Source organism: Streptomyces sp. NPDC002958 (assembly GCF_055563255.1).
Map to the genome: position 1 here is coordinate 48,211 of NZ_JBVHDS010000018.1, position 23,128 is coordinate 71,338.

15 protein-coding genes and 2 pseudogenes are annotated in these 23,128 nt (G+C 69.3%); 9 read left to right on the forward strand and 8 right to left on the reverse strand.

What is annotated here, in order from left to right; translation table 11 throughout:
• Positions 1–83 precede the first annotated feature (83 nt).
• Both ACZ3IC_RS25460 and ACZ3IC_RS25465 read right to left on the reverse strand, forming a co-directional pair.
• Positions 84–1,091 carry a DNA polymerase Y family protein gene (locus tag ACZ3IC_RS25460; RefSeq protein WP_467419579.1) on the reverse strand — a complete coding sequence of 336 codons (1,008 nt, stop codon included), beginning with the start codon at positions 1,089–1,091 and terminating at the stop codon, positions 84–86.
• Positions 1,088–4,573, reverse strand: coding sequence for a DNA polymerase III subunit alpha (locus ACZ3IC_RS25465; RefSeq protein WP_467419695.1), 3,486 nt, complete (start codon positions 4,571–4,573; stop codon positions 1,088–1,090). Before ACZ3IC_RS25465 ends, ACZ3IC_RS25460 begins: the two co-directional genes overlap by 4 nt.
• Positions 4,574–4,892: 319 nt before the next feature.
• Here ACZ3IC_RS25465 and ACZ3IC_RS25470 point away from each other — a divergent pair, with 319 nt between their 5' ends.
• Entirely contained in the window at positions 4,893–5,060 is a 168-nt protein-coding gene (locus ACZ3IC_RS25470; protein WP_467419581.1) for a hypothetical protein, read from the forward strand.
• 76 nt (positions 5,061–5,136) lie between these two features.
• On the opposite strand, the gene ACZ3IC_RS25475 is transcribed toward ACZ3IC_RS25470, so the two are convergent.
• A complete protein-coding gene (locus ACZ3IC_RS25475; RefSeq protein ID WP_467419583.1) occupies positions 5,137–8,706 on the reverse strand; it encodes a HelD family protein in 3,570 nt (1,189 codons plus the stop codon).
• A 426-nt stretch (positions 8,707–9,132) separates the two neighbouring features.
• Between ACZ3IC_RS25475 and ACZ3IC_RS25480 the strand changes: the two genes are divergently transcribed.
• Entirely contained in the window at positions 9,133–10,011 is an 879-nt protein-coding gene (locus ACZ3IC_RS25480; protein WP_467419584.1) for a septum formation family protein, read from the forward strand.
• A gap of 9 nt (positions 10,012–10,020) precedes the next feature.
• Here ACZ3IC_RS25480 and ACZ3IC_RS25485 read toward each other — a convergent pair whose 3' ends face one another.
• Positions 10,021–10,176, reverse strand: a complete 156-nt coding sequence (locus ACZ3IC_RS25485; protein ID WP_467419587.1) for a hypothetical protein — start codon at positions 10,174–10,176, stop codon at positions 10,021–10,023.
• 399 nt (positions 10,177–10,575) lie between these two features.
• On the opposite strand from ACZ3IC_RS25485, the gene ACZ3IC_RS25490 reads away from it, so the two are divergent.
• On the forward strand, positions 10,576–11,088 hold the full coding sequence (locus ACZ3IC_RS25490) for a hypothetical protein (protein WP_467419589.1): 513 nt from the start codon (positions 10,576–10,578) through the stop codon (positions 11,086–11,088).
• A gap of 14 nt (positions 11,089–11,102) precedes the next feature.
• On the opposite strand, the pseudogene ACZ3IC_RS25495 reads toward ACZ3IC_RS25490, so the two are convergent.
• Positions 11,103–11,560, reverse strand: a pseudogene (locus ACZ3IC_RS25495) (ATP-binding protein).
• 207 nt (positions 11,561–11,767) lie between these two features.
• Here ACZ3IC_RS25495 and ACZ3IC_RS25500 point away from each other — a divergent pair.
• The 4 genes and pseudogenes from ACZ3IC_RS25500 to ACZ3IC_RS25515 all read left to right on the forward strand — a co-directional run.
• Positions 11,768–12,298, forward strand: a pseudogene (locus tag ACZ3IC_RS25500) (Scr1 family TA system antitoxin-like transcriptional regulator); the annotation flags it as partial.
• Between the two features lie 322 nt (positions 12,299–12,620).
• Complete coding sequence (locus tag ACZ3IC_RS25505) at positions 12,621–13,016, forward strand: hypothetical protein (RefSeq protein ID WP_467419591.1); 396 nt, start codon at positions 12,621–12,623, stop codon at positions 13,014–13,016.
• 140 nt (positions 13,017–13,156) lie between these two features.
• A complete protein-coding gene (locus ACZ3IC_RS25510; protein WP_467419593.1) occupies positions 13,157–13,393 on the forward strand; it encodes a DUF397 domain-containing protein in 237 nt (78 codons plus the stop codon).
• A gap of 259 nt (positions 13,394–13,652) precedes the next feature.
• Positions 13,653–13,958 (forward strand): hypothetical protein, encoded by a 306-nt coding sequence (locus ACZ3IC_RS25515; RefSeq protein WP_467419697.1) that lies wholly within the window; start codon positions 13,653–13,655, stop codon positions 13,956–13,958.
• A gap of 300 nt (positions 13,959–14,258) precedes the next feature.
• On the opposite strand, the gene ACZ3IC_RS25520 is transcribed toward ACZ3IC_RS25515, so the two are convergent.
• Positions 14,259–14,471 (reverse strand): hypothetical protein, encoded by a 213-nt coding sequence (locus ACZ3IC_RS25520; protein WP_467419596.1) that lies wholly within the window; start codon positions 14,469–14,471, stop codon positions 14,259–14,261.
• Between the two features lie 174 nt (positions 14,472–14,645).
• On the opposite strand from ACZ3IC_RS25520, the gene ACZ3IC_RS25525 reads away from it, so the two are divergent.
• Together ACZ3IC_RS25525 and ACZ3IC_RS25530 are read left to right on the forward strand one after the other, a co-directional pair.
• On the forward strand, positions 14,646–16,643 hold the full coding sequence (locus tag ACZ3IC_RS25525; protein WP_467419598.1) for an N-6 DNA methylase: 1,998 nt from the start codon (positions 14,646–14,648) through the stop codon (positions 16,641–16,643).
• A 159-nt stretch (positions 16,644–16,802) separates the two neighbouring features.
• Positions 16,803–17,678: an alpha/beta fold hydrolase gene (locus tag ACZ3IC_RS25530; protein ID WP_467419601.1), complete on the forward strand. Its 876-nt coding sequence runs from the start codon at positions 16,803–16,805 to the stop codon at positions 17,676–17,678.
• A gap of 76 nt (positions 17,679–17,754) precedes the next feature.
• Here the strand turns inward: ACZ3IC_RS25530 and fxsT are convergent, their stop codons facing one another.
• Together fxsT and fsxC are read right to left on the reverse strand one after the other, a co-directional pair.
• A complete protein-coding gene (gene fxsT / locus ACZ3IC_RS25535) occupies positions 17,755–21,687 on the reverse strand; it encodes an FxSxx-COOH system tetratricopeptide repeat protein (protein ID WP_467419602.1) in 3,933 nt (1,310 codons plus the stop codon).
• Positions 21,671–23,026, reverse strand: a complete 1,356-nt coding sequence (gene fsxC / locus ACZ3IC_RS25540; protein WP_467419700.1) for an FxsC protein — start codon at positions 23,024–23,026, stop codon at positions 21,671–21,673. The genes fxsT and fsxC overlap by 17 nt, the downstream gene beginning before the upstream one ends.
• Positions 23,027–23,128 lie beyond the last annotated feature (102 nt).

Sequence of the window (23,128 nt, forward strand, 5' to 3'; positions counted from 1 at the left end):
CGGGGCCGCGGGTGTACGCGCCGGCCGTCATGGACGCGCCCTGCGGCCCGGTTGTCCTTCATCACCGCCGCGCCGTTGGCCGGTCAGGCCCCGAGCCGCCCCGGCATCACGGCCCGCGGGCCGTACTTGGCCCGCAGCCGGTCCGCCACCGCCTCGATCCTGCGCGCCCGCTCGTCCGCCGGGTCGAACGACAGCTGGTGCGCGGCCCGTTCACCGTCCGTCAGTCCCTCCGCGCGCAGCGCGATCCCCCGCACCCGGGCCCGCTGCAGAGCGAACGAGTCATGGATCCGGTACGCGAGTTCGGTGAGCGCCGCGGAGTGGGCGGTGGGTTCCGGGAGCGTACGGCTGCGGGTCAGCGTCGAGTATCCGGTCCGGTCGGCATAGCGCACGGAAACCGCGAGCCCCCGGCACACCTGCCCGTCCTCGCGCATCCTGCCCCCCAGCTCCTCGGTGAGCGACATGAGCGCGCGGCGCTGCCGCTCCCGGTCCAACTCGTCGCGCGGGAAGGACCGTTCGGCGGCGATCGACCGGGCGGCGGCGCCCGGCACGACCTTCGTACGGTCGATGCCGTGCGCCCGCTCCCACAGTTCGCGCCCGGTCCGTACGCCGGTGATCCGTTGCAGGGTACCGAGCGGGGCCGCCGCGATCCGGCCGACGGAGTCGAGCCCGTATCCGCACAGGGTGCGGGCCGTCGCCGCCCCGACTCCGTCCAGCGCCGCGGCCGGCTTGGCCGCGAGGAACCCCGCTCCCCCGCCCCCGGGCACCACGAAGGTCGTTCCGGGCGCGGCCTGCCGTGCCGCCATCCGGGCCAGCATCGGGTTCTCCGCGGCCCCGATCGCGCAGTCCACGCCGTGCAGGGCGAGCGCGCGGATCCGGATCACCGAGGCCAGCCCCTTCGCGTCCTGCCCGAAGTAGCGCAGCGCGCCGCGCACATCGGCGAGCGCCCCGTCGGGCGGGACCGCCTCGACCACCGGGGTGAACGCACCGAGAAGGGCGAGCAGCCCCTCGTAACCGACGCTGTCCAAGAGGCCGCCGCCGACCTTGCGGAATCGCAGGTACAGGATTCCCGGCTCCTCGCGTGCAGTGCTCATCCCGCACTCCCCGGGCTCTGGTGCCACAACTTCCTTCCGGTGGCAACACCTTCACCGGGCGGCTGGAGGTCGGACCAGGGGTTCATCTCGTACCCGGTGGACATCTGGATGCGACGGCCTTTGTCGGCGGGAGCAGGCTCGGGAGCCTCGGGAGCGCCCTCCTCCGACGAGGGTTCCTCCGCCAGCCGGGCGGCGACCGCGTCGAGTCCGCCGGTACGCCGCAGCTCGGCCAGCTCCGCCAGATTCCAGGCGGCCGCGCCGACCACGCTCAGGCTCCGCGGTCCGCGCCGCTGCACCACTCCGCGCACCAGCAGCAGCCAGGAGTGGAAGACGGTGTGCGCGCATGCGGCATGGCTGTCGTCGAAGAAGGCCAGGTCGACCAGGCCCGTACCGTCGTCCAGGGTGGTGAAGATGACCCGGTGGCCGGAGCGGACCGGCGGGGTCTGGGTTGCCGCCTTGGCGCCCGCGACCAGCACGGTCTCCCCGTGCCGTGCCTCGCGCAGCCGCTTGGCGGAGACCGCGCCGAGCTCCTTCAGGAACGCGTGATGATCGCCCATCAGGTGACGGGAGACATCCATGCTCAGGACGCCCAGCTCGGCGCTGAGGCGTTCGGCCTCGTTGAGGTCGGGCAGCCCGATGGAGCCGGTCCGGTGTCCGCCGCCGAGCGGGAGCTGCGCACCGGTACCGCAGGAACCCGCGCCCCGCTGGGCGCGGTGCAGTTCGGACAGATGCAGCAGCAGATCACGCCGGTTGGCACCGAACGCGTCCAACGCACCGACCTGGGCCAGCCGTTCGGCGGTCGGCCTTCCCGGCCTGGCCCGCTGCCAGAAGTCCAGCAGCGAGGTGTAGGGCTGCCCGGCCTCGATCCGGGCGACCTCGGCCTCACTGATGCCGCGGACGTCCGAGAGCGCCAACCGGACCCCCCAGACCTCTCCCCTCCCCTCATGATCAGACATCAGTTCGATTCGATGGGTGGCCGCCGACCGGTTCACATCCAGCCCCAGCACCGGCACCCCGCGCCGCCGCGCGTCCGCGAGCAGCAGCCGCTTCGGGTACATCCCCGGGTCATGGGTGAGCAGTCCGGCGTAGAAGGCCGCCGGGTGGTGCGCCTTGAGCCACGCCGACTGGTATGTCGGCACGGCGAAGGCGACCGCGTGCGCCTTGCAGAAGCCGTACGAGCCGAACGCCTCGATGATCTCCCAGGCCCTGGCGATCACTTCGGCGCTGTACTTCTTCGCCGCCGCCTGCTGTGCGAACCACACCTTGATCCGGCCCTGCGACCCGGGGTCGGAGAGCCCGCGCCGCACCCGGTCGGCCTCGCCCCGGCCGCAGCCGGTCATGATGTCGACCATCTCGATGATCTGCTCATGGAAGACGACCACCCCGTACGTCTCACGCAGTGGCCCCTCCAGATCGGGATGCGGATAGCGCGCGGGCGCACGGCCGTGCCGGGCCTCGATGAACGGACGCACCATGTCGGCGGCGACCGGTCCGGGGCGGAACAGTGAGATGTCGACCACCAGATCGTGGAAGGTGGCGGGCTGGAGCCTGCCGACCAGATCGCGCTGGCCCGGCGACTCGATCTGGAAGCAGCCCAGCGTCTCGGCGCTCCTGATCAGCCGGTACGTCTCCGGGTCGCCCGGCGGTACGGCGTCCAGGTCCACGTCCTGCCCCGAGGCCCTCCTGATCTCCGTGACCGCGTGGGCCATCGCAGACTGCATCCGCACACCCAGCACATCGAGCTTGAGCAGCCCCAGATCCTCCACATCCTCCTTGTCGAACTGCACCATCGGGAAGCCCTCCCCGCGGGTGGGCACGACAGGCGCCCGGCGCAGCAGGGAGGCGTCCGAGAGGAGCACCCCGCACGGGTGCATGGCAATGCCGCGCGGCAGGCCGTCCAGCGCCTCCACCAGCTCCCAGAGCCGCCCGTACCGGCCCTTCTCCCGTGCCACTTCTCGTAGTTCGGGCAGCTCCTCCATGGCCGCGCGGGCGTCGCGGGCCCGGATGTGCGGGAAGGCCTTGGCGAGCCGGTCGGTCTCAGCCGGGTTCATGGACAGCGCGGCGCCGACGTCCCGGATGGCATGACGCACCCGGTAGGTCTCGGGCATGGCGACGGTGGCGACCCGCTCGGTGCCGAAGCGTCCGATGATCGCGCGGTAGACGTCGAGCCGGCGGGCGGACTCGACGTCGATGTCGATGTCGGGCAGCACGGCACGACGCTTGGAGAGGAAGCGCTCCATCAGCAGCCCGTGCTCGACCGGGTCGGCGTGCGCGATTCCGAGGAGATGGTTGACCAGGGAGCCCGCACCGGAGCCCCGGGCGGCGACCCGTACCTTCATCGCCCTTACATCATCCACGACTTGAGCGACCGTCAGGAAGTAGGAGGCAAAACCGTGGTAGGCGATGATGTCCAGCTCCTGGTGCATCCGCTCCCAGTAGTCGCGCCTGCGGTCGTAGCCGCGCAGCACCATTCCGGCGGCGGCGCGGGAGGCCAGCACCCGCTGGGCGGTGCGCCGCCCGGCACCGACGAGATGCGGTTCGGGGAAGTGGACGGTGCCGAGACCGAGGTCGGCCTCGGGGTCGACGACGCAGGCGTCGGCGGTGCGCCGGGTCTCCGCGAGCAGCCGTGCTCCGGCGTCCCGGCCGAGTCCGGCGGCGGAGGCGATCCGCTCGGCGGTCTCCGTCATCGCGCGGGCATCCTTCAGCCAGCGCTCGCCGCTGTCGAGCGGGGCGCGGCGGGGGTCGACGGGGACCAGCCCGCGGGCCGCGTCGAGCACATCGGCGACCGGGCCCTGTCCGGGGTCGGCGTACCGGACGGCATTGGTCAGCACGGCCCGTACCCCCTGATCGGCAGCGAAGCCGACGGTACGGGCGGCGAGCCGCAACGATCCGGGTCCGGTGCCTTCGCGTCCGTGGTGGACGGCTTCGAGGCGCAGGTCGTCGCCGTAGATCTCCCGCCAGGAAGCGAGCAGCGCGGCGGCCCGGTCCGGGCGTCCCGCAACCAGCGCCCTGCCGACGTCGGAGGCGGGGCCGAGCAGCACGGTGAGCCCTTCGGCGGGCAGCTCGGACCGGTCGGCCAGAGGCTGTCCGGCACCGGCGGGGGCGTGGGCGGCGGTGACGAGACGGCACAGCTCCGCCCAGCCCTGCGCACCGTCCCGGGCGAGGAAAGCGACCCGGGGCGCCGATTCATCGACGAAGGCACCGCCGCGGACCGGGGCCCGCAGCCGATGCGTACGCCCGCCCTCTCTCGCATGCTCCGCCATCGCGGGACCCACCGCGAGCTCCACCCCGAAGAGCGGCCGCACCCCGGCCTTCTCGCAGGCCTTGGCGAAACGGACCGCCCCCGCGAGCGTGTCGCGATCGGTCAGCGCGAGAGCGTCCATCCCCCGCTCCGCGGCACGCTCCGCCAGCCGCTCCGGGTGCGAGGCCCCGTACCGCAGGGAAAACCCGGAAACGGTATGCAGATGCGTGAACCCTGACATCTGCACCTCCTGGACCGATCCGTACTCACCACCCCTCACCTCCACCATAGACCAAGTTTCGAACATTCGTACGATACCTGGGGTGCGGAACAGGTACATGCAACCGACCCCGGACCGGAGTTCCGGTCAGCCATTCGGCCCGACTCCACCTGCACGAACGGCCGACGCCCCGGACCGTTGGGGCATGACTTTCGCTGACGAGGTGAAGAACGCCGTCACTCCACGGGCCGCACTGCTCGTCATCGGCGTGCTCGGGCTGTAGTTCCTGTTCATCGCGTCCTACGTCGGGGCACTGCACAAGCCCGGGGCGGGCACCTGGGTGGCACGCTCGATCGCGTATTTCAAGGGCAACGCGGTCACCGGACCGCTGCTGGTGCTCTCCACGTGGGCGGTGGCGGGCACACTCGTCACACTCCTGGTGGCCATGCGCCGCAAGCCGGATGATGTCGCCGGTGATACCGCGCCCTTCGGCTCGAATATCGACTGACCTTCTCAGCGACTCAACAAGATCGACGGCATCGACATCCCCGAGGCCGAGCTGGAACTGCGCCCGTCGTTCCCGCTCAAGCGGGGCCGGCACCCAGGGCGGTGTCGGCGTCCCGGCCGGCCCAGCCCTGCGGGGTGCGCCACAGAACGTGGACGCCGAAGATGTCGTGGACGGTGGCGGCCGACCAGTCCTCGGCAGGGGGCCCGGCCAGGACGAGGCAGAGGCGGTCGGCAGGCGTGATCAGGGTGTGGTTGACCTCGTGGAGGCGGGCCGCTCCCGAGCGAAGGTCGGCGTACGTGGAGAGGCCGGCGCCGAGTACTTCGTAGAGCACATGACCGTCCTCGGTCACGCAGTCGACGTCGGCCACCGGGGAGTCGGACTTCGGCTGCCGGTCCGCCCGCAGGAGGGCTGCCATCAGTTCGAAGCGCACCGCCTCATGGGTCTTGCAGGTGCGGTCCACCGCGACCGAGGTCTCCAGGACGTGACGGAAGCCCGCGCTCGGATCCGCCTCGTTCGATGTGGTGGGGGCGGCTGCGGTGGTGGTCATGGGTTCGGATTCCTTCGGCTCGGACTGCCCGGGCACCTCGCGTGCACCGAGTTGTGCGGACGGAGCGGGTGTCCCGGACCGGTGCGCGGGAGTTGCGCGGTCCTGCTCGTCCTTGGCCGCAGGGTCGGCTGCGGCGCCGATGCGCCGCTCGATGGTCCGCCGCGCCTCGGCCAGGTCTTCGGCCCAGCCGCTGAGCTCCAGCTCGGCCCGGAACCGGTCCAGGTCCGGTGTGCCGGAGGCCGACGCGCGGTTGGCGTTGGCCGCCAGGTCCCGCAGCAGGTTCAGGCGTGGCCTGTCCGGGGAGCCGAGTACGCGCCAGACGTCCAGCCAGTCGTGCTGGTCCAGCCGCAGGCAGCGGTTGGCCATGCCCTTGAGCTCCGAGAGCCGGGCGCGGACGTCATCGGGGACGTTCCCGTCGGCCAGCTCCTCGACGACGCCGAGCGCGTCCGCGTACCGCGTGGCCATCGTGGGCGAGATGGGCCGGCGGCCCCGTTCGTCGACCGTGACGAAGCTGACGCTGGAGGCGTGGCGGAGCACCCAGGCATCCAGCTGCGCGCCTGGGGCGGGAGGAGTGGAGCCGTGGCGCACGGCCATGAGCAGCGGGCGGTCCGTGCCGGGCGAGACGGCCTCGACCTTGTAGTTGCCACCGGTGGTGTGGCCGATCACCCGGACCCGGATGTCGGTGCCGATCTCCGGAATATCTCCCTCCGCCACCGGGGCAGCACCGGTGTCGGTGCTGCTGCCGGGGTCGGTGAAGCCCGGGTCGGTGAAGCCGGGGTCGGCGTCGATGGCGCGGAGCGGCTGCTTCGTGGTGTCGGCGGTGTCCGTCAGGGCCTTGGGGAGCGGCGCGGTGTGCAGGACGGTCAGGCTCTGGGTGCTGCGGGTCAGCGCGATGTAGAGCTGGCGCAGGCCGGACGGGCCGCGGTCGGCGATGGTGGCAGGCTCGACGACGAGGACGTGGTCGTACTCCATGCCCTTGGCCTGGGCAGCGGCCAGGACGGACACCGCCGCGCGTTCCTGTTCGCTGATGCCGTCGGCCTCCAGGTGGCGGCCGATCTCGTCGAGCCAGCCGGAGTCGTCGGGAACGATCACGGCCACGGATCGCAACGTACGCCCGTCGCTGGTGCCGACGAGGCGGACAGCCTGGGAAACGGTGTCGCCGAGCAGCTTCCACGGCTCGGTCGCGATCGTGCGTACCGCCTCCCCACCGGCCTCGCGCACGGCCCGCGGGTAGGGCAGCGAGGGGGCGACCGCATGGGCCAGGGGGGCGACGAACTCCATGATCTCGGCGGGTACGCGGTAGCTGGTGGTCAGCTCTTCCACGCGCCAGTCACCGTGGTCGGACAGGAGCGTGCCCAGGCGGTCCCACCCGGCGTACGGATAAGGGCCGGTGGCCTGGGCGAGGTCACCGAGGACGGTCATCGAGCCGCCCCTCGCGACGCGACGGCGCAGGGCGCGGGCCTGCATGGGGGTGAGGTCCTGGGCCTCGTCGACGACGATGTGGCCGTAGCGCCGCGTCGTCTCGCCCGTGATGAGGTAGCGGAGTTCTTCCAGGCAGACACGGTCGTCCAGGGTCCACAGCTCGTCCTCGGCCTTGTCGGCCCGAGAACGGTGCAGAGCAGCCTGCTCCTCCTCGTCGAGGAGGCCGTCGGCACAAGCGCGCAGGAGGTCGGGCGAGTCGTAGAGGCTGCGCAGGGCCTCCCGGGCGCCCGGCGAGGGCCAGACACGTTCGAGGAGGCGCTCCACCCGGCGGTTGCGTTCCAGACTGCGGCGGATCGTGCCGTCCGCGCCGCGACGCGGGGCGAGGGCGACGAGTTCCCGCAGCAGCCGGTCGACGAGCAGGCTGCGGAAGCGGTCGCGGCGCTCGCGGTGGGCGCCATCACCGCCGCGCACCTCATCGAAGAGCGCGCGGACCTCCGAGCGCGGGACGCGCAGGGTCGTGCTGCCGGCGGTGACGGTGAACGCCGGTTCGTCGTCCTCGAAGGAGGGTGGGGTGAGGTGGCCGTCGAGGGCCTCGGGGCGACACTCGTGCTCGACGCGGCGCCGCAGGACGGCCGCCATACGCTCGTCGGACTTCACCAGCCGCGCCCGCGGAGTGTCGGTGCCGAGGATCTCGCCGTCCCACAGGCGGGAGAGCTGAACGGCGTTGACCTCGCGGGTACCGAGAGTGGGCAGGACCTGGCCGACGTAGTCGAGAAACCGCTGGTGCGGGCCGATGACGAGGATGTCCTGGGCCTTGAAGTGGTCGTTGTTGACGAGCCAGGTCACGCGGTGCAGACCCACGGCGGACTTGCCCGTGCCCGGGCCGCCCTGCACGACGAGGATGTCGGACGGGGAACCAGTGACCAGGTCCAACTGGTCGCGACGGATGGTCTCGACGATGTCCCGCATGCGGCCGCTGCGCGAGCGCTGGAGCTCGCGGAGCAGGAAGTCGTCCGGTTGCAGGGGCTTGCGGCGCTGGAACCGGGCCACGTCGGCGGGCGTGTGGGCCGATGTACGTTTTCCGTGCTCGCCGGATTCCGGCTGCTTCGCGGCTCGGGGCGGTGCTTCCGCCCCGGCCTCGTCGGCGGTGGCGGGCTCCGCCGTGATCGCGTCGTCCCCGGCGGGCCGCGGTTCCGGGACGGTTTCCAGCACAGGGGCGACGGGCACGGGAGTCGCCGAGGCGATGTCGTCGAAGTAGTCCTCAACGACCTGCTGTGCGCAGCGTAGTTGCCGCCGCAGGACGACATCGCCCGGCGTGTGCGGCTGCGCCTCGAACCACTTCGTGGCCAGCGGGCTGGTCCACAGCACGACGACGGTGTCGCGGGTCCGGACATCGGATACGGCACGGCGGCCTACGTACCAGGGGCGGGGCTCCTCGCCCGGATCTTCCGGCGCGTCGACACGGGCGATCACCAGCGACTCCTCGCCCAGTCCCCCGTACGCCTCGGCCTTCCTCACGACGTCGAGCCGGTTGGCGATACCGTCCTTGCCGCTGGCCGCGGCCTGGGCCGCCGACGTCCCGGTCATCTCGGCAAGGCGCGCGGTATAGCAGTCGTACGCCCGGTCGACGGCCTTCTGCTCCTCTGCGATGACCTGGTTACGAGCGATGGTGTTCATCTGCTGTCCCTCCCTGGCGCCGTCCGGCGGAACGCCGCTCCGGGTATACATCCGCGCCACACTGAATGGCCATCAAGGTCCTTTTCATCACGGCGAGTCGGAGCCTTGCTGCCGAGCCGGGCTTCCGTCCGTCCCCTGTTGAACGCGGGTCAAGTCACGCGGGGACCGGCCTCCTGCGCGGCGACAGTCGCGAACGCAGCACCCTCCTGAAGCCGCCACCACCTCAAGCATGTCAGTCATTGACTGAGTTCACTACTTTTATCCGGCACTTCTCGGCCACTCGTGAGCACCGAACGACAACTCGTCCGGATATCGCCTGCACAACCACCGCCGACGCAACGAAGTGCCTGCGCACGGAACTGTCACTGACATGCCATACGATGCGCACACCTGTTCACACCCCTTCCGTTTGAGGATGCTCACGTCATGTCCCTCGGTGTCACGTCCCGTTCCCTGCGCTCTATATCCGCTGTCGTAGCCCTGATCTCGGTCGGAGCGGTGGGGTGCTCCGAAGTCCTCGACGACGCAAAGGCCGGCGCCAAGAAAGTGGTTCGCCAGCGATCGGTCTTCTCGCTCGCGACCGGCGACTGCTACAACCCGAACAGTGGGGCGCCCGAGGGCGAGGAGCTCAGCGTCGAGGTCGTGCCCTGCAAGGAACCGCACGAGGCCCAGGTCGTCGGTGAGTTCACGATCGACGGGCAGTCGGCGTACCCCGGCGAGGACAAAACCGCACAGATCGCCGATGAACGATGCCCGGCCCAGGCTCAGAAGTTCACCCCCGACGACTGGGCGCTGCCCAAGGGCGTCGACGTCTACTACTACTACCCCACCAAGGAGAGCTGGGCGACGGGCGATCGGGCCGTGAGCTGCACGTACGCCAAGGAATCGGGCACGTTCTCCGGTTCGTTGAAGAGCAAGTCCCTGAACTCCGACCAGCTCGCGTACCTGAAGGGTTCGAACGCCGTCTACGAGGCCCTGTGGACGAACCAGCCCGAAGCAGAGCAGGTCGAGGACGACTTGGCCGGTTACAAGAAGCAGGCCAAAGCCGTTGCCGCCGCCCTCGACACTCACCTCACGGCCCTGAAGAGCATTCAGCTCCCGGAGACCGTCAAGCTCCGTGCACAGCTGAAGGAGACCGCCGACGCGTGGAAAAAGGCCGCCTCGGCCGGCGACACAGACGCCTTCTACATCGCCTACGACCGGGCCTTCACCGGTATCGACCCGGGCAAGACGGTCGCCGCCCGCAAGGAGTTGAAGCTCGCCACCACCGTCCCGGCCGACGATGCCGAGGTCTGGGCCGGCTGACCCGCCGGATCACGTCGACCGGCCGGGCCCCTGCCGGAGGGCGGGGATACCGAGGCGGCCGAGCGCTTCCGGAGTCAACTGCGGGAGCACTGCCGAGGAGCCGAAGCCGCTGTCGGTGGGTGTGACGGTGATCGATTTCGGAGTGGCTTCTCGGTCTGCCGTCACTTCCGGGACTGGGTGGCCTGCTTGACCGGCTCCCCACGGCGGGGCTCGACCTCGGTTGAAGCCTCATGCCTCCTGCCCCTTCGGGCGGGCGGCCTTCGGAGGCCGCCCGCCCGAAGGTTTGCGCTCACCGCTGGGCAATGCCATCGGCCCGGACAGACTCATCTCCGGCCGACCCGGACCACCGTGCGGCCGCCGTCGCACACGGCTCTTCGGCCCGGAGAGCACGATCACGCTGAGAGGCGGACCTGGTAGTCACCCTGCGGCACGGCAACACCTTGCCGCACACGGTGACGCCGCTGGACGCTGCCCTATTGAGAGGCAGCGCCCAGCCGGACCCTGGCTACTGTCAGCTTGTTCGAAACGAGCCCCGGACCAGGGGCTGCACGTGGGAGGGCTGTCATGAGTGGTACGGAATCGGTCGACAGTACGTGGAAGCCGAGCCACGAGGAGGGCGGGGCACTCGCGGGCCGGTGGTGGAAGTGGGCCCTGTCCGCCCCTGACGACCTCAGCCCGGTCAAGGACACAACCGGCGAGCACGCCGCCTGGAAGCAGCCGGACGACCTCTGGTTCCTGGCCGGCACCTACGGCGGTCGCGTGGTGCGGCGCTGCGCGATCCCTTCGGACCGGCCGCTCTTCTTCCCAGTGCTCAATATGCAGCACACCAGGGCATACTCGAGGGTCCCTCGGTCCCTGACGGTGGCAGAGGCCACGGCATCGCTCAACGGCATTCCGTTGCCGCTACAGGAGTTCTCCGCATCGTTCAGGACAGGGCTGACCCAGCGCTACGCGTGGGGCATCTGGTGTGGCATCGCGTCGTTGATTCCCGGCCAGTACGTACTGGAGATCAAGGCCAGGGCCACGAACGGCTTCTGGGTCGACACGACCTACCACCTGGAGTCGAAGGCCTCCTGATCCGGGCCGTTTTCCTATGGAGCCGGCGCCGCCTCTAGCGTCGTCACCTCCGCCCAGACCGTCTTGGTATAGGCGTCGCGGACTGTGCAGCCCCAGCCGTTCGCGTAGGCGTCAATGAGCAGGAGGCCGCGGCCAGAAGTGGCATCGGTGGGAGTGGGGGGCGGGTTCGGCAGAAGTCGGTCGGGTCGGGCGTCCGTTACCTCGATACGCAGGGCATGGGCAGGAGCAGCAGCGTCAGCCGGAAGTCGCGGCCGGGTAGGTGGCCGTGGGTGATCGCGTTGGAGGCCAGCTCGGCCGTGACCAGGGCAACTGTCCGGGCCGAGTCGGAGTCGTACGGGATGCCGCAGCACTCGGTGAGCTGCTGCACGGCGAGCGTGCGGGCCAGCCGGGCGCCTCGTCTGGTGCTGCTGAGGCGGAGGCTGAACTCCGTTACGGTCGGGCGGGGTTCGGGGGTGATTGCCTGGTGCTTCACCGTGCCATCGTGGGTGGGTACATGTGGCGCTGACCAGGTGTGATGGCCGTACGCGGTAATGGTCGTACGGGGTGGGGTGCGGGTGCCGACCTTGGTTGTAGGGGGCTTGTACGGGCGTTGTACGGGTCCGGGGCCGTGTCCCGGGAATGCGTCTTCCTGTTGAACCATGCCCAGTCGCAGTGGGGTGAGCGGAAGGGCGTGAGGGCCATGCGGGATACGCGGAACGGCCAGGCGGCGAAAACGAAGGAGGACAGCGAACTGCCGGGAGTGTGGGTGGCCTACGGCACGCTCCTCCAGCATCTACGCAGGCGAGCCGAGTTGAGCCAGCAGGCGCTGGGGGCAGCCATCGGATACTCGTTGGAGCAGGTTGCCTCGGTCGAGCAGGGACGGCGACCCGCGAAGGAGGCGTTCACGGTCGCCGCGGAGCGGGTGCTGGCGGCGGGCGGCGTCCTGGAAGTGCTCCAGGGCGAGGTGGACCGGGCGAAGCTCCCCCGGTTCTTCCGCAATTTCGCACTCATCGAGGCGGAGGTACTGAGCCGCTTCTCATACGACCCGATGCTGGTGCCGGGCCTGTTGCAGACGGAGGCATACGCGCGAGCCGTGTTCGGCGGCCACTGCCCGCCGTTCAGCGAGGACATCATCGACCAGCACACGGAAGCGCGGCTGAGCAGGCAGAAGCTGCTGACACGGGACCCGCTGGCGGAGCTGTCGTTCATCATCGGGGAGGAGGCGTTACGCCGATCAGCGGCCTGACTCGCTCGTTCGGCTGCGATCCCCTGATGCATTGCGCCACCGTGGACTGGCTGTAGGTGAGGCTCATTCCGGCCTCGGTACCGAGGCGATTCACGGCCTGAGCCAGTTGCGTCTCAGACCATTGCGCCTGGCCAAGGAGTTTCTTCAGCCCGGTGTTGCGCTGCTTTTCGGACGCTGTAGCCACGTCAACTCCTCGCGCATTCATGGGATTCATACTTTGCCCTCCCTTCCAAGGTACCCGCCCCAGCACTCTGCGCGGTTAGCTCTGTATGCACCGCCGCCGAGCGGCACCGAAGGGAAACATGTGGTGACCAGCGTGACAAGAGAAGACGGAACCCCAATCATCGTCGTCAGTGCCGCCAAGATGCCCGTCGACGTGGAAACGATCCGAGACGGATTGGCCCACGCGCTCACGCTGCCGCTGGCCACCACGACCCGCGAGGACATCAACGCAAGTGTTCGACAGGTCTGGGGGCACCTCAACCTCTTGTTGGGCGAGGAATTGGGCTACGACTCCGACGCCGACGTACGCACTATGTTCCGGCTGGCCTACAACCTGCTCGACCTCGGCCGACGCCCAGACGAAGGAACGCCCGTGTTCGAGGCGTTCACGTACCTCGGTGAGACGGCGGGTTTGACCCAACGCTTCCTGGATGTCTTCGAGAAGACCCAGGAGGCCCCGATTCACCGGACCGGCGCGTAGCCCACCCCGTGCTGCATGTCGGTCCGGGCAAGGTCCCGCCCCCGGCGATGTCCGACAAGACCGTCCGGGGGCGGGTTGTAAGTGCACGACGGCGCGGAGACCGAATCTCCGCACAGCACAAGCACCAGGAGGACTATCCCATGAAGGACCTCTACCGCCTTCCTGTCGAAGGCACCGAGTTCGAGAACTTCTGCGGCGGCAACCTCGGCGGCGAGCACGAGTCGTGTGTCGAGGTCGGGGCCATCCCCGGCGCGGCCTCCGGCTTCGCGGTTCGCGATACCAAGCCCGAAGGGGTCGGCCTCGAACTGAGGTTCACCGAGGCCGACCTGAACGACTTCGCGCTCGGCTGGGCCAAGAAGCAGGGCCTGGCGCTCTAGTCTGGCCCCTTCCCCACCCCGCACGAGGCGGGCCGCCCTGCGCAGACGGGGCGGCCGAGTACGTCTTGGAGAGGCATCAATGAGCTGGTCAGGCCACTGGCATGGGTACTCGTGGACAGGAAGCCCCACCGCGTACGCGCGTGAGGGCAACCGTCGGCCGGCGTTCCCGGACGGCCCTTCCCCTGAGGCCAAAGAGGAGGACAGGAGCCGGTACCGCGAAGCCGCCGCGGAGTTCCAGACATCCAGCCTGCCGCCCTTGATGACTGGTCATTGGCTGCTCAAGCGCAACCGGAGTGCAGCCGACCGCACATGGTCCGACGCTGATGTCGTACTGGCATGGCTGACAAAGCACTACCAGGAGAATCCCCCGTTCGAGCGCGAAGATGGCAAGGCCGCCTACTGCGCACTGGACAACAAGCTGGAGTACGCCGCCGATGTACTTCCTCGCGGCGTCGATGTGAGTTGGGTGCACTACACCAAGTCTCAGAACATGGTGTCACTCTCCATCGTGTGCTGCCCGAACCACTTCCATCCGGAAATCTCCTGCCCACTCCCACCCTCGTGAACCTGTACTCAAGGAGACCCCCATCATGTCGTTGCGTCTCTTACAAGCTGTTGTCTCGACGTGGCCCGGTTGGCCACGGCAGTGCGCCAGGCCGCCGTAACGGAGCTTGAGTACACGACCTGAAGCGGGGCTCTCGCGCCTTCGGCACGAGCGAACAAATCGATCAAGCCCCGGCCTCGGCCATCACGGACGGAGGCTGGGGCGCCATGTCTACAACATCAGCGTCGCCGAGGCCGCGAACAGCAAACCCTCCCAAATGAATTGAGGTGATGCAGGCGAGCCCGCTGTCATGCGGAAGGCTCAGAACAGGACACTCTCGGCGCCCTCACCGAAATCCGAACCACCTCGCGCCGCCAGCAGCTCCTGGCACTTCCTGACGGCGTCGGCGGACGGCTTCGGCATGTCCGGGTGCTTGGCCGGCTTCTTGTGCAGGCCGAAGTGAACCTCGTCGGCGTACGCCTGGAGGTTCAACTGGCGCAGCAGGTCGATGATCTCGGTCCGGGTATCGGCCACACGGCGTTATTCCCGGCACAAGCGCCTGCATGCCTTCCGCCCTCCACGCGATTCACACACCGACAGCACAAGTCGAGACTGTGAACAAAGTCAATGACCGTAGTAGCCTGCAATGTACTGCGGCCACCGGGACGCCGACCCGCCCAGCCCGCCAAGGATCCCGGAGACCCCTCGATGAGCACATCAAACCCCGTACCGGTCAGCCTGGCCGAGATCGCCCGGCTCGCGGGTGTGGGTCGGGCGGCCGTGAGCAATTGGCGCCGCCGCCACGACTCGTTCCCCGCACGCATCGGTGGCACGGATGTCAGTCCGCAGTTCTCGCTGTCCGAAGTCGAACGGTGGCTGCGCGACAACGGAAAGCTGACGACCGCCGGGGGCCGCGAATTCCTGTGGCCGCGGTTCGAGGCGCTCGGCAGCCGGGACGAGTCGGGGCTCGCCATTGCCGAGGCGGCCCGCCGGATGCGTGCGCCCCGGGCTCGTGCCGCAGCGTCGAAACTCTCCACCGAAGCAAGGGATCTGGTCGGCGAGGCTGCGCGGCTGGGGCGGAGCGAAGGACCGCGCGAGACGTTCGAGTTCCTGCTGCAGCGGTGGCTGGACACCCACGTACGACAGCTCAGTACCACGCCTCCTCAACTGGCCGCGCTGATGGCCCGGATCGCGCTCGACACCCGGATCGCCGACGGTGAGGACGGACTCACCGTATTCGATCCGGCGTGTGGCACGGGGCACCTGGCAACGGCGGCGGTGCACGCATACGACGGTCCGGGTCTGGCCCTGCTGGGCTGCGAGCTCGAGCCCGCTCTCGCCGCCCTCGCCTCCGCCCGCCTCGGCTTCGCAACCGAGGGCCGGGACGTCCGTGCGGAGATCGCCGCCGCCGACGCGCTGCGCGCCGACCCGTTCGCCGGCCTGCGAGCCGACATCGCCCTGTGCAACCCACCGTTCAACGAACGCGACTGGGGTTACGAGGAACTGGCCACCGACCAGCGCTGGACACACGGTCTGCCGCCCCGGACCGAGCCGGAGCTGGCCTGGGTCCAGCACCTGACAGCACACCTCAGGCCCGGCGGCACCGCCGTGATCGTGCTCCCTCCGGCCGTCGCCTCCCGCAAGGCGGGCCGCCGCATCCGCGGGTCCCTGCTGCGCACGGGACTGCTCAGGGCAGTGGTGGCGCTGCCGCCGGGCTGCGCACAGCCCCACAGCGTCTCGCTTCAACTGTGGGTTCTGCGGACGGCCCCCGATGGCCCCCTCGCGAGTCCGGGCGCCCAGGACGCGCTCCTGATCGACGCGACACGGGCCGGAAAGCCCGGCACACGCGAGCAGGGACCCGACTGGGAGGCTCTGACCGCCTTCGTGCTCTCCGCCGTGTCGCAGCTCGACAGGCCGGATCGAGAACTGCCCGAAGACGCCGTACGAGTATCCCTTCTCGACCTGCTGGACGACGAGGTCGACGTCACCCCGGGCCGCTACACCACATCGGGCAGCGAGCCGTCCGGCGTCGAACTCGACGCCTCATGGCAGGAGTTGACCGGCTCGTTGGGTGAACTGACCCACTTGGTGAAGCACCTGTCGAAGCTCGGCCTCGCAGACTCGGAGCCGCGGACCCATACGACCGTGGGAGATCTCGTCAAGGCCGGAGCCCTGACTCTGCAGGCGGGTCAGCAACCGCCGGGCGCCACAGCGCCACCCGGTGACTCCGGTACACCGCTGCTCACCGTCCCCGACCTGCTGATGGACGGCATCCCGAGCAGGCTACTGACCCCCGGCGCCGCCCAGGCCGTGGCCGAAAAGGGTGACGTAGTGGTCGCCGGGGTCGTTCGGGCGTTCAGGGCGTGGGTCCACGAAGGTCCGCCGATCGCCCTGGGCCCCCAGCTGTACGCCCTGCGCGTGGACCCGGGGATGCTGGATGCCCATTTCCTCGCCGGATGCCTGCGCGCGCCGGCCAACGGGCGCCGGGCCGGCACGCACGCCTCCAGCTCGTCCCGCGTCGACATCAGACGGCTTCAGGTGCTCCAACTCCCCCTGGAGGAGCAGGCCGCCTACGCCGACACCTTCCGCCGCCTCACAGATTTCGAGAGACTGCTGAAGCGGGCGGACGACCTCGGCAAAGGTTTGTTGAACGACGTCGGCGACCGGGTTGCCGCAGGCGGCCTCACCACCGCACACAAAGGCTGATCGACATCGATCCGGCACCGGCCGGAAGAACTGTCGCGCCCCCGAACGCCTCCACGGTTTCCCAACACGCGGTGCCGGTAAGTGCTCTGATGGGCCATCATCGGATCGGGCGGGAAATTTTGGGCACGCGGTGCCCGCACCATACGGAGGAGGCGCGGAGTGCGTAGTCGGGTGCGCGCAACGGACGGGCGGCATCTGGTGGTGGAACGTCTGGGTGATCCCCGTGGCAGACCGGTCTTTCTGCTGCACGGAATGCCCGGCAGCAGGCTCGGTCCGGCTCCGCGTGGAATGGTGCTCTACCAGCGCAAGACACAGCTCATCACCTACGACCGGCCGGGTTACGGCGACTCCGACCGGCTGCCGGGCCGCTGTGTCGCCGATGCTGTCCAGGACGTACAGGCCATCGCCGACCACCTCGGGCTGGAGCGGTTCGCCGTGGTGGGCCGCTCCGGTGGCGCCCCGCACGCCCTGGCCTGCGCCGCGCTGATGCCGGAGCGGGTGACACGTACCGCCGCGCTGGTCGGACTGGCCCCCTGGGGTGCCGACGGCCTCGACTGGTTCGACGGGATGGCCGCCTCCAATGTCCTGGCGTACTCCACCGCCGCGGCCGATCCGGACGGGCTCGCGGAGTCGTTCATCTCGCGGTCCGCGGTGATCAGGAAGAACCCGGTCAGACTCATCGACGATCTGCGCCGGGAGCTGACCGAATCCGACCGGGTGGTGGTCAACGACGCCGGGGTCCGCACCATGCTGCTGCGCAACTACCGGGAAGGGCTGCGCACTTCGGCATGGGGCTGGATCGACGACGCCATCGCTTTCAGCCGTCCATGGGGGTTCGATCCCGCGGACATCACGGGTCCGGTGATGCTGTGGCACGGCGAGAAGGATGTGTTCTCACCGGTGGGCCACTCCCGCTGGCTGGCCGAGCGCATCCCGAACTCCACCGTCGTGGTGGAACCGGCGGCCGCGCACTTCGACGCGCTGCACGCCTTGCCCACGATCCTCAACTGGCTGCTCGAACCGGCTGCCTGCTGAGGAACGGACCCGAGAGGGACAGGAAGAGGCAGGGAGAGACAGGGAGCGTCCGGTGGCGGCCGGACGCTCCCTCGGCTCATACCGCCGTCGGTTCCAGCTCACGCACGAACCGGCGCTCGTCCCGGGCGATCCGGGTCATCGGATGGTCGTCACCGAGCTGCCGGGACAGCTCCTCGACCGTCTCCGCCCGCAGCCGCAGTGCCTCGTCCTTGCGCCCCATCGCATCGAGCGTGACCGCCATGTTCGACATCATGGCCAGGGTCTCCGGATGGTGTGCCCCGAGGACGTGCTTGAGCTGTCCCGCCACCTTCCGTTCGGTCGCCAGCACGAGTTCGAGGTCGCCCCGTGCGGATGTCGCGTTGGCCAGATTCATGACGCAGAAAAGGGTGTTGGGGTGCTCGTGCCCGTACACCTCCCGCATCGACGCGACCACCCTGGTCAGCACCCCCTCCGACTCCTCCACCGCGCCGGACCCCAACAGGTAGACGCCGAGGTTGTTCAGGGCGGCCAGGGTGTACGGGTGCTTCTCCCCCGGCACCTTCATGTACTGGTCGACAACCTCCTGTGCGGTGTCCCTGGCCTCGGTCGCCTCGCCCGCCGCGAACAGGTCGGCCGCCAGATTGAGGTCACAGGCAAGCCATTCCGGGTTGGCGGCGGTGTACTTGGCCCGGTACCGGGCACGGGTGGCCACCGTGAGCCTGCGGGCGTCCTCCAGTCTGCCCGCCCTGCGCAGCGACACCGCCAGGCTCTTCGCCGCGCTCAGCGTGCCGGGGAAGGCACGGCCGAGCGTCGCCTTGTAACTGTCGTACGTGCGGCTGAGGATGCCGACGGAGTCCTCGTACCGCCCGACGTCACGCAGGTCGCGGGCCAGGTTCATGGCCGAGGAAAGGCTGTACGGATGTTCCGCACCGAGCACCTCGACCCGCCGGTCGAAGACGTCCTGGTCGATCTCCCTGGCCTTGGCGTACTGCCCGATGGACCGCAGGGTGAACGCCAGGTTGTTGGCCGCTGCCAGGGTCCTCGGGTGCGAATCGTGGAAGATCTGGTTGAACCCGTCGGTGGCTTCGGTCGCCAGCTCGATCGCCCTGGTGTACTCACCGAGCGTGCCGAGGTCCGTCGCCAGGCTGCTGGTGCTCATGTACGTGTGCGGATGCTCCGGGCCCAGGACCTCCCGCTGCATCGCCAGGGTGGTCTCGTCGAGTTCCCTCGCCTCCACATAACGGCCGCGCGAACGGTAGATGTTGGAGAGGTGGAAGCAGAGGTAGAGGTACTGGATGTCCCGCTCCCCCAGTGACTCCTTCCAGATGGCGCGCAACTCCTCGCAGACGGAGGCGGCGGTCCTGAAATCGCCTCGCTTCCAGAGGTAGCGAACCCGGTCGATCAGCAGCCTGCGGGCCTCGGGCTCCTTGCAGTTGCGCGCGTCGGACGGGCCGAGGTGCGGCCAGATGGTGGCGAACTGCGGCCAGGTCGAAGGGTTGTCGATCGGCTCGTCGTCATCGGGCCGGGCGCCCGCCAGAATGCGGTGGACAGCATGCCGGGCGTCCTGCTGCTCCTCCTCGCTGAGCTGCGCCCGGATGACGGCCTGGACGAGACGGTGCACCTGGATGGAGTTGGAGACCTGGTCGACCTTGGCGAGGGCGAACCGGCCGATCTCCCGGATGACCCGGCCCAGCACCAGCTTCTCCTGGAGCGAGGCGTCGTACGGCTTCAGTGCCTCGATCATCTCCTTGCTGTACAGGAGGTTCCCCGAGATCGGCTCCGGGGCGAAGAAGGCGCAGAGCTGGAGCAGCCGCACCGCGGCGGGCGAGCGCTCCTTGAGCCGTTCGATGGAGATGTTCCAGGTCGCGGCAACCGGCTCCGGGTAACCGGCCGGCTGGTTGAGCGCCAGCACCTCGGGGGCCTGCTGCGCCAGCTGCTCCAGATAGGTGTCGATCGGGGTGGCGGTCTCCGCGATCCAGGCCGCCGCCTGTTCGACGGCGAGCGGCAGGTCACCGACCGCGGTGGCCACCTGGGCGGCGTCCTCGTCGCTCAGCCCCGGGGCCCGGCGCTGAAGGTGTTCGATGGACTCCTCGCGCAGGAAGACGTCGACGGGCAGTGCGTCGCCGTGCTGGGACCAGGCCTGGTTCCGGGAGGTGACGAGTATGTGGCCGGAGCCGCCCTGCGGGAAGTAACGCCTGAGCCGTTCGGGGTCGTCGGCGTTGTCGAAGACCAGCAGCCAGCGGTCCGAGGGCACGCCCCGTCGCAGCAGGTCCACGGCCTCCTGCGAGGCGGCCGCCATGTCGTCGCCGCCCTGGGCGCCGAGCCGGACGGCGAGCTCGGCGAGCCCGGCCACCACGTCGTCGGTCTGCTCGGACGATATCCACCAGACCAGGTCGTAGTCGGCCATGAATCGGTGTACGTACTCCAGGGCGACCTGGGTCTTGCCGACGCCGCCGAGTCCGTACAGGGTCTGCGGCTGGGGCAGTACCACGGCCATGCCCCCGCCGAGCTGGTCGCGCATCCGCTCCAGGACCAGGGAGCGGCCGGTGAAGCCGGGGTTGCGCGGCGGCGCGTTCCAGATCCTGGGGACGGTGCCGGGGAAGCGCGGTCCGGGCGACATACCGTCGGTGAGCTGCACGGGCCGGTCCAGGGCGCGCAGCAGGGCGGCGGTGGCATGCACCTCGTCGAGCCGGAAGAGATCGACGGGGTTGCGGTCGATGTAGGGCGCGGACAGCCGTACGTCACCGACCCTGAGCGGCAGCAGATGACGCCGGCCACCACCGGGGTCCTCCGCCACGGCCCGGTCCCAGAGGTTCACCGCACGCTGCGACTTGAGGTAGGCGCTGGAGAGCAGCACCACGGTACGGACCGCGTTCTCGGCGGCGGTCGCCGGTTCGGGGGTCTCCCGCTCGGCGGACACATCGCGCGGCACGACACGGAACCCGGCCCGGGTGAGCACGGATTCGATCCAGTCGGCCCACATCCGGTTCTCCGCCACATAGCTGAGGAAGAGATCGGCAGGCAGTGCGGGCCTGCGCCGGGTGAATGCGTCACGGATGCGCAGCCGTACCTCTTCGCCGACCGGCGGCATCGAGGTGATCTGCTGCTCGGTGATGACGGAGGTGAGCCGTTCGAAGGCGGAGAGCAGTGAGTTGGTGAGGCCGGCCTCGTCGCCGAAGGTGGCGAGGGTCTCCTCGTACGCGTAGTAGGGGCGGTACGGAATCTCCACCGCACCCCAGTAGGCGGTGAGTTCATCACCGGACAGATCGCGCGGCAGCCGGTCGAACTTCAGCCGGGCCAGCGCCCGTCCGGCATCGGCCTTCTCCTTCTCGCCCTCGTCGATGCGCATCGGGACGGGGAAGATGGAGATGGGGCGGCCGGTGTAGCGCTCGGAGATCTGCCGGGCGACGGAGGCGGCGCCGTCGATGGACTGGTCGCTGAGCGTGAAGCAGTCGACGAGGACGTCGGGCAGGTGGACGGTGCAGATGTCGGCGATATCGCTGAGGCCGGTCCGGCTGTCGATGAGGACGTAGTCGTAGTTGGCCTTCATGTCGTCGCGCAGGGCGTCGAAGAAATGGCCGCCGCCGAGCCGGTCGTAGAAGTTGTCCCAGTCGAAGGTGGAAACGGTCGCGGAGTATTCGCGGTTCTGCCGTCCGGCGGAGACGAAGTCGAGGGTGCCGCCGTGCGGGAACTCCCAGCCGAGCGCCTCGGGTGTGAGGGAGACGGCGTGCGGCTGGATACGGGCGTAGTCGCGGTGCCAGTCGTCGGCGCGCTGGACGGGGCTGGTCGCGGCCCACGCGTACTCGGTGATCAGATCGATGACGCCGGTGGTGGCACCGAGTGTCGACGGGTCGAGGAACGGGTGGAAGAACCGGTGGAGCCCCGGTGCCTCCAGGTCCCAGTCGACGGCCAGTACCCGCCTTCCGTTGGCGGCGAGTATCCAGGCGGTGTTGGCCAGGGCCATGGTGCGCCCGGTGCCGCCCTTGTACGAGTAGAAGGTGACGATGCGCCCGTCACGACTGGCCGTCATCCGTGTCCTCCGCATCCGTCGCAGGGTCATGTGTCTCGGGGATGTAGTGCGTCTGCGCCATCGGCCCCATCAACCGTGTCCGTTCGGTGTGTCCGCCGCCGGTGGCGGGTGGGTAGACCGCCGCATGTCTCAGGTACTGCTGGGCTGCCGCCTCGACCACCTGCGGCAGGATCTGCCCGAAGGCGTCCATGCTGGGTACGCCCTTGGCCGCGGCACGGCAGTAGGCCCGCCCCTGGCGCATCTTGGTCGGCATGGTCTGTTCGAGTTTCTCGGTCAGCTCGGCCTCGGCCGCCCTGCTCTCCTGGTCCTCGCGGTTCCATGGCACGACCATCGTCACCCAGGGGCGGTTCTCTGCGTCGAAGGCGGCGAGCCGCCGGCGCCGGTCCTCGTCCTGCAGGGCCCAGCGGTCGACGAGCAGGATCTCCGGTCTGCTGGGCGGCTGTTTGCCCTCCGGGTGCCCGGCCTCCTCGTCGAAGGAGGAGATGGTGGCCTGGTAGTTGAGGGAGCGCACCAGGTCCTCGGCCACATAGGCCAGGGGGCGGGCGGCGGCCGGGTGGTAGGGGTTCCAGTCCTGCGGGTTGTCGCCGTAATACTCGGCGTTGCGTCCCTCGGGCAGGTCGTGCCGGGTAGGGGCGGCGATGGTCACCTGCATGGGGCGGGGACCGCCGACTCCGCTGTTCGGCGGGCCGAAGGCGCTGGGGGCCAGCCGGTAGTCGACGGGGCGGCCGGTGCCGATCCGTATGGTGTCCGCGACATTGACGATGCGCTTGGCGAGTTCGTACACCGCGCGCTCGTACTCCTCGGCGAAGAGCCTGAGTTTGATCAGTCCATAGAGTCCGTCGCTGACGTAACGGTCCCCGAAGTCGCGGTGGTTGAACTGTAATCGCTCGGCGGGGCCCGGGAGTTGACTTGGCGGTACCGGCACCCAGAGCGCCGGGACGATGGCCTCGGCAGGCTGGTTGGAGCGGGCCCGGTAGTGAATGGCGCGCTGGGCGAAGGCGTACCACTCCTTGCCACACATCTCGCTGGCGAAGTAGCGCGGCGAGAACAGCGGAACGAACACCCGACAGGTGGCGAGCACCTCGCCGAGTCGCTCCGACCAGCCCTCGCCGGAGCGTATCTCGCGGTCGATGAACCCGGCGGGCGCGCCCGCGGGCAGATCGGTCATGGCCATCACATGGCCACAGAGATCCTGGAAGAGCCGCTCGACCCACATATCGGGGTCCGTTCCACCGCCGTACCCCGGTGTATGTGCATAACTCAAGAAGAAGTACGGCCGATGGTCCGCCGCTCGCTGCTGCGTTGTTGCGTGCACACGACCCCCGTCCTGTGTGAGCACCCGCACCCGAGGAGTGAAGTGAATGCGAGCGAATTCATCATTCCGGAGCGGACGTTGCTCCACCCCCATGGCGTTCGGTCATTCAACGCCAGTTTTCAGTCA

What these genes read in the sequence shown, in the direction of transcription:
- ACZ3IC_RS25465 (WP_467419695.1), bottom strand. Translation starts at nt 4,573, where the DNA reads ATGTCAGGGTTCACGCATCTGCATACCGTTTCCGGGTTTTCCCTGCGG.
- ACZ3IC_RS25475 (WP_467419583.1), bottom strand. Translation starts at nt 8,706, where the DNA reads ATGAACACCATCGCTCGTAACCAGGTCATCGCAGAGGAGCAGAAGGCC.
- ACZ3IC_RS25525 (WP_467419598.1), top strand. Translation starts at nt 14,646, where the DNA reads ATGAGCACATCAAACCCCGTACCGGTCAGCCTGGCCGAGATCGCCCGG.
- ACZ3IC_RS25490 (WP_467419589.1), top strand. Translation starts at nt 10,576, where the DNA reads ATGAGTGGTACGGAATCGGTCGACAGTACGTGGAAGCCGAGCCACGAG.
- ACZ3IC_RS25480 (WP_467419584.1), top strand. Translation starts at nt 9,133, where the DNA reads ATGTCCCTCGGTGTCACGTCCCGTTCCCTGCGCTCTATATCCGCTGTC.
- ACZ3IC_RS25515 (WP_467419697.1), top strand. Translation starts at nt 13,653, where the DNA reads ATGACTGGTCATTGGCTGCTCAAGCGCAACCGGAGTGCAGCCGACCGC.
- ACZ3IC_RS25460 (WP_467419579.1), bottom strand. Translation starts at nt 1,091, where the DNA reads ATGAGCACTGCACGCGAGGAGCCGGGAATCCTGTACCTGCGATTCCGC.
- ACZ3IC_RS25510 (WP_467419593.1), top strand. Translation starts at nt 13,157, where the DNA reads ATGAAGGACCTCTACCGCCTTCCTGTCGAAGGCACCGAGTTCGAGAAC.
- fxsT (WP_467419602.1), bottom strand. Translation starts at nt 21,687, where the DNA reads ATGACGGCCAGTCGTGACGGGCGCATCGTCACCTTCTACTCGTACAAG.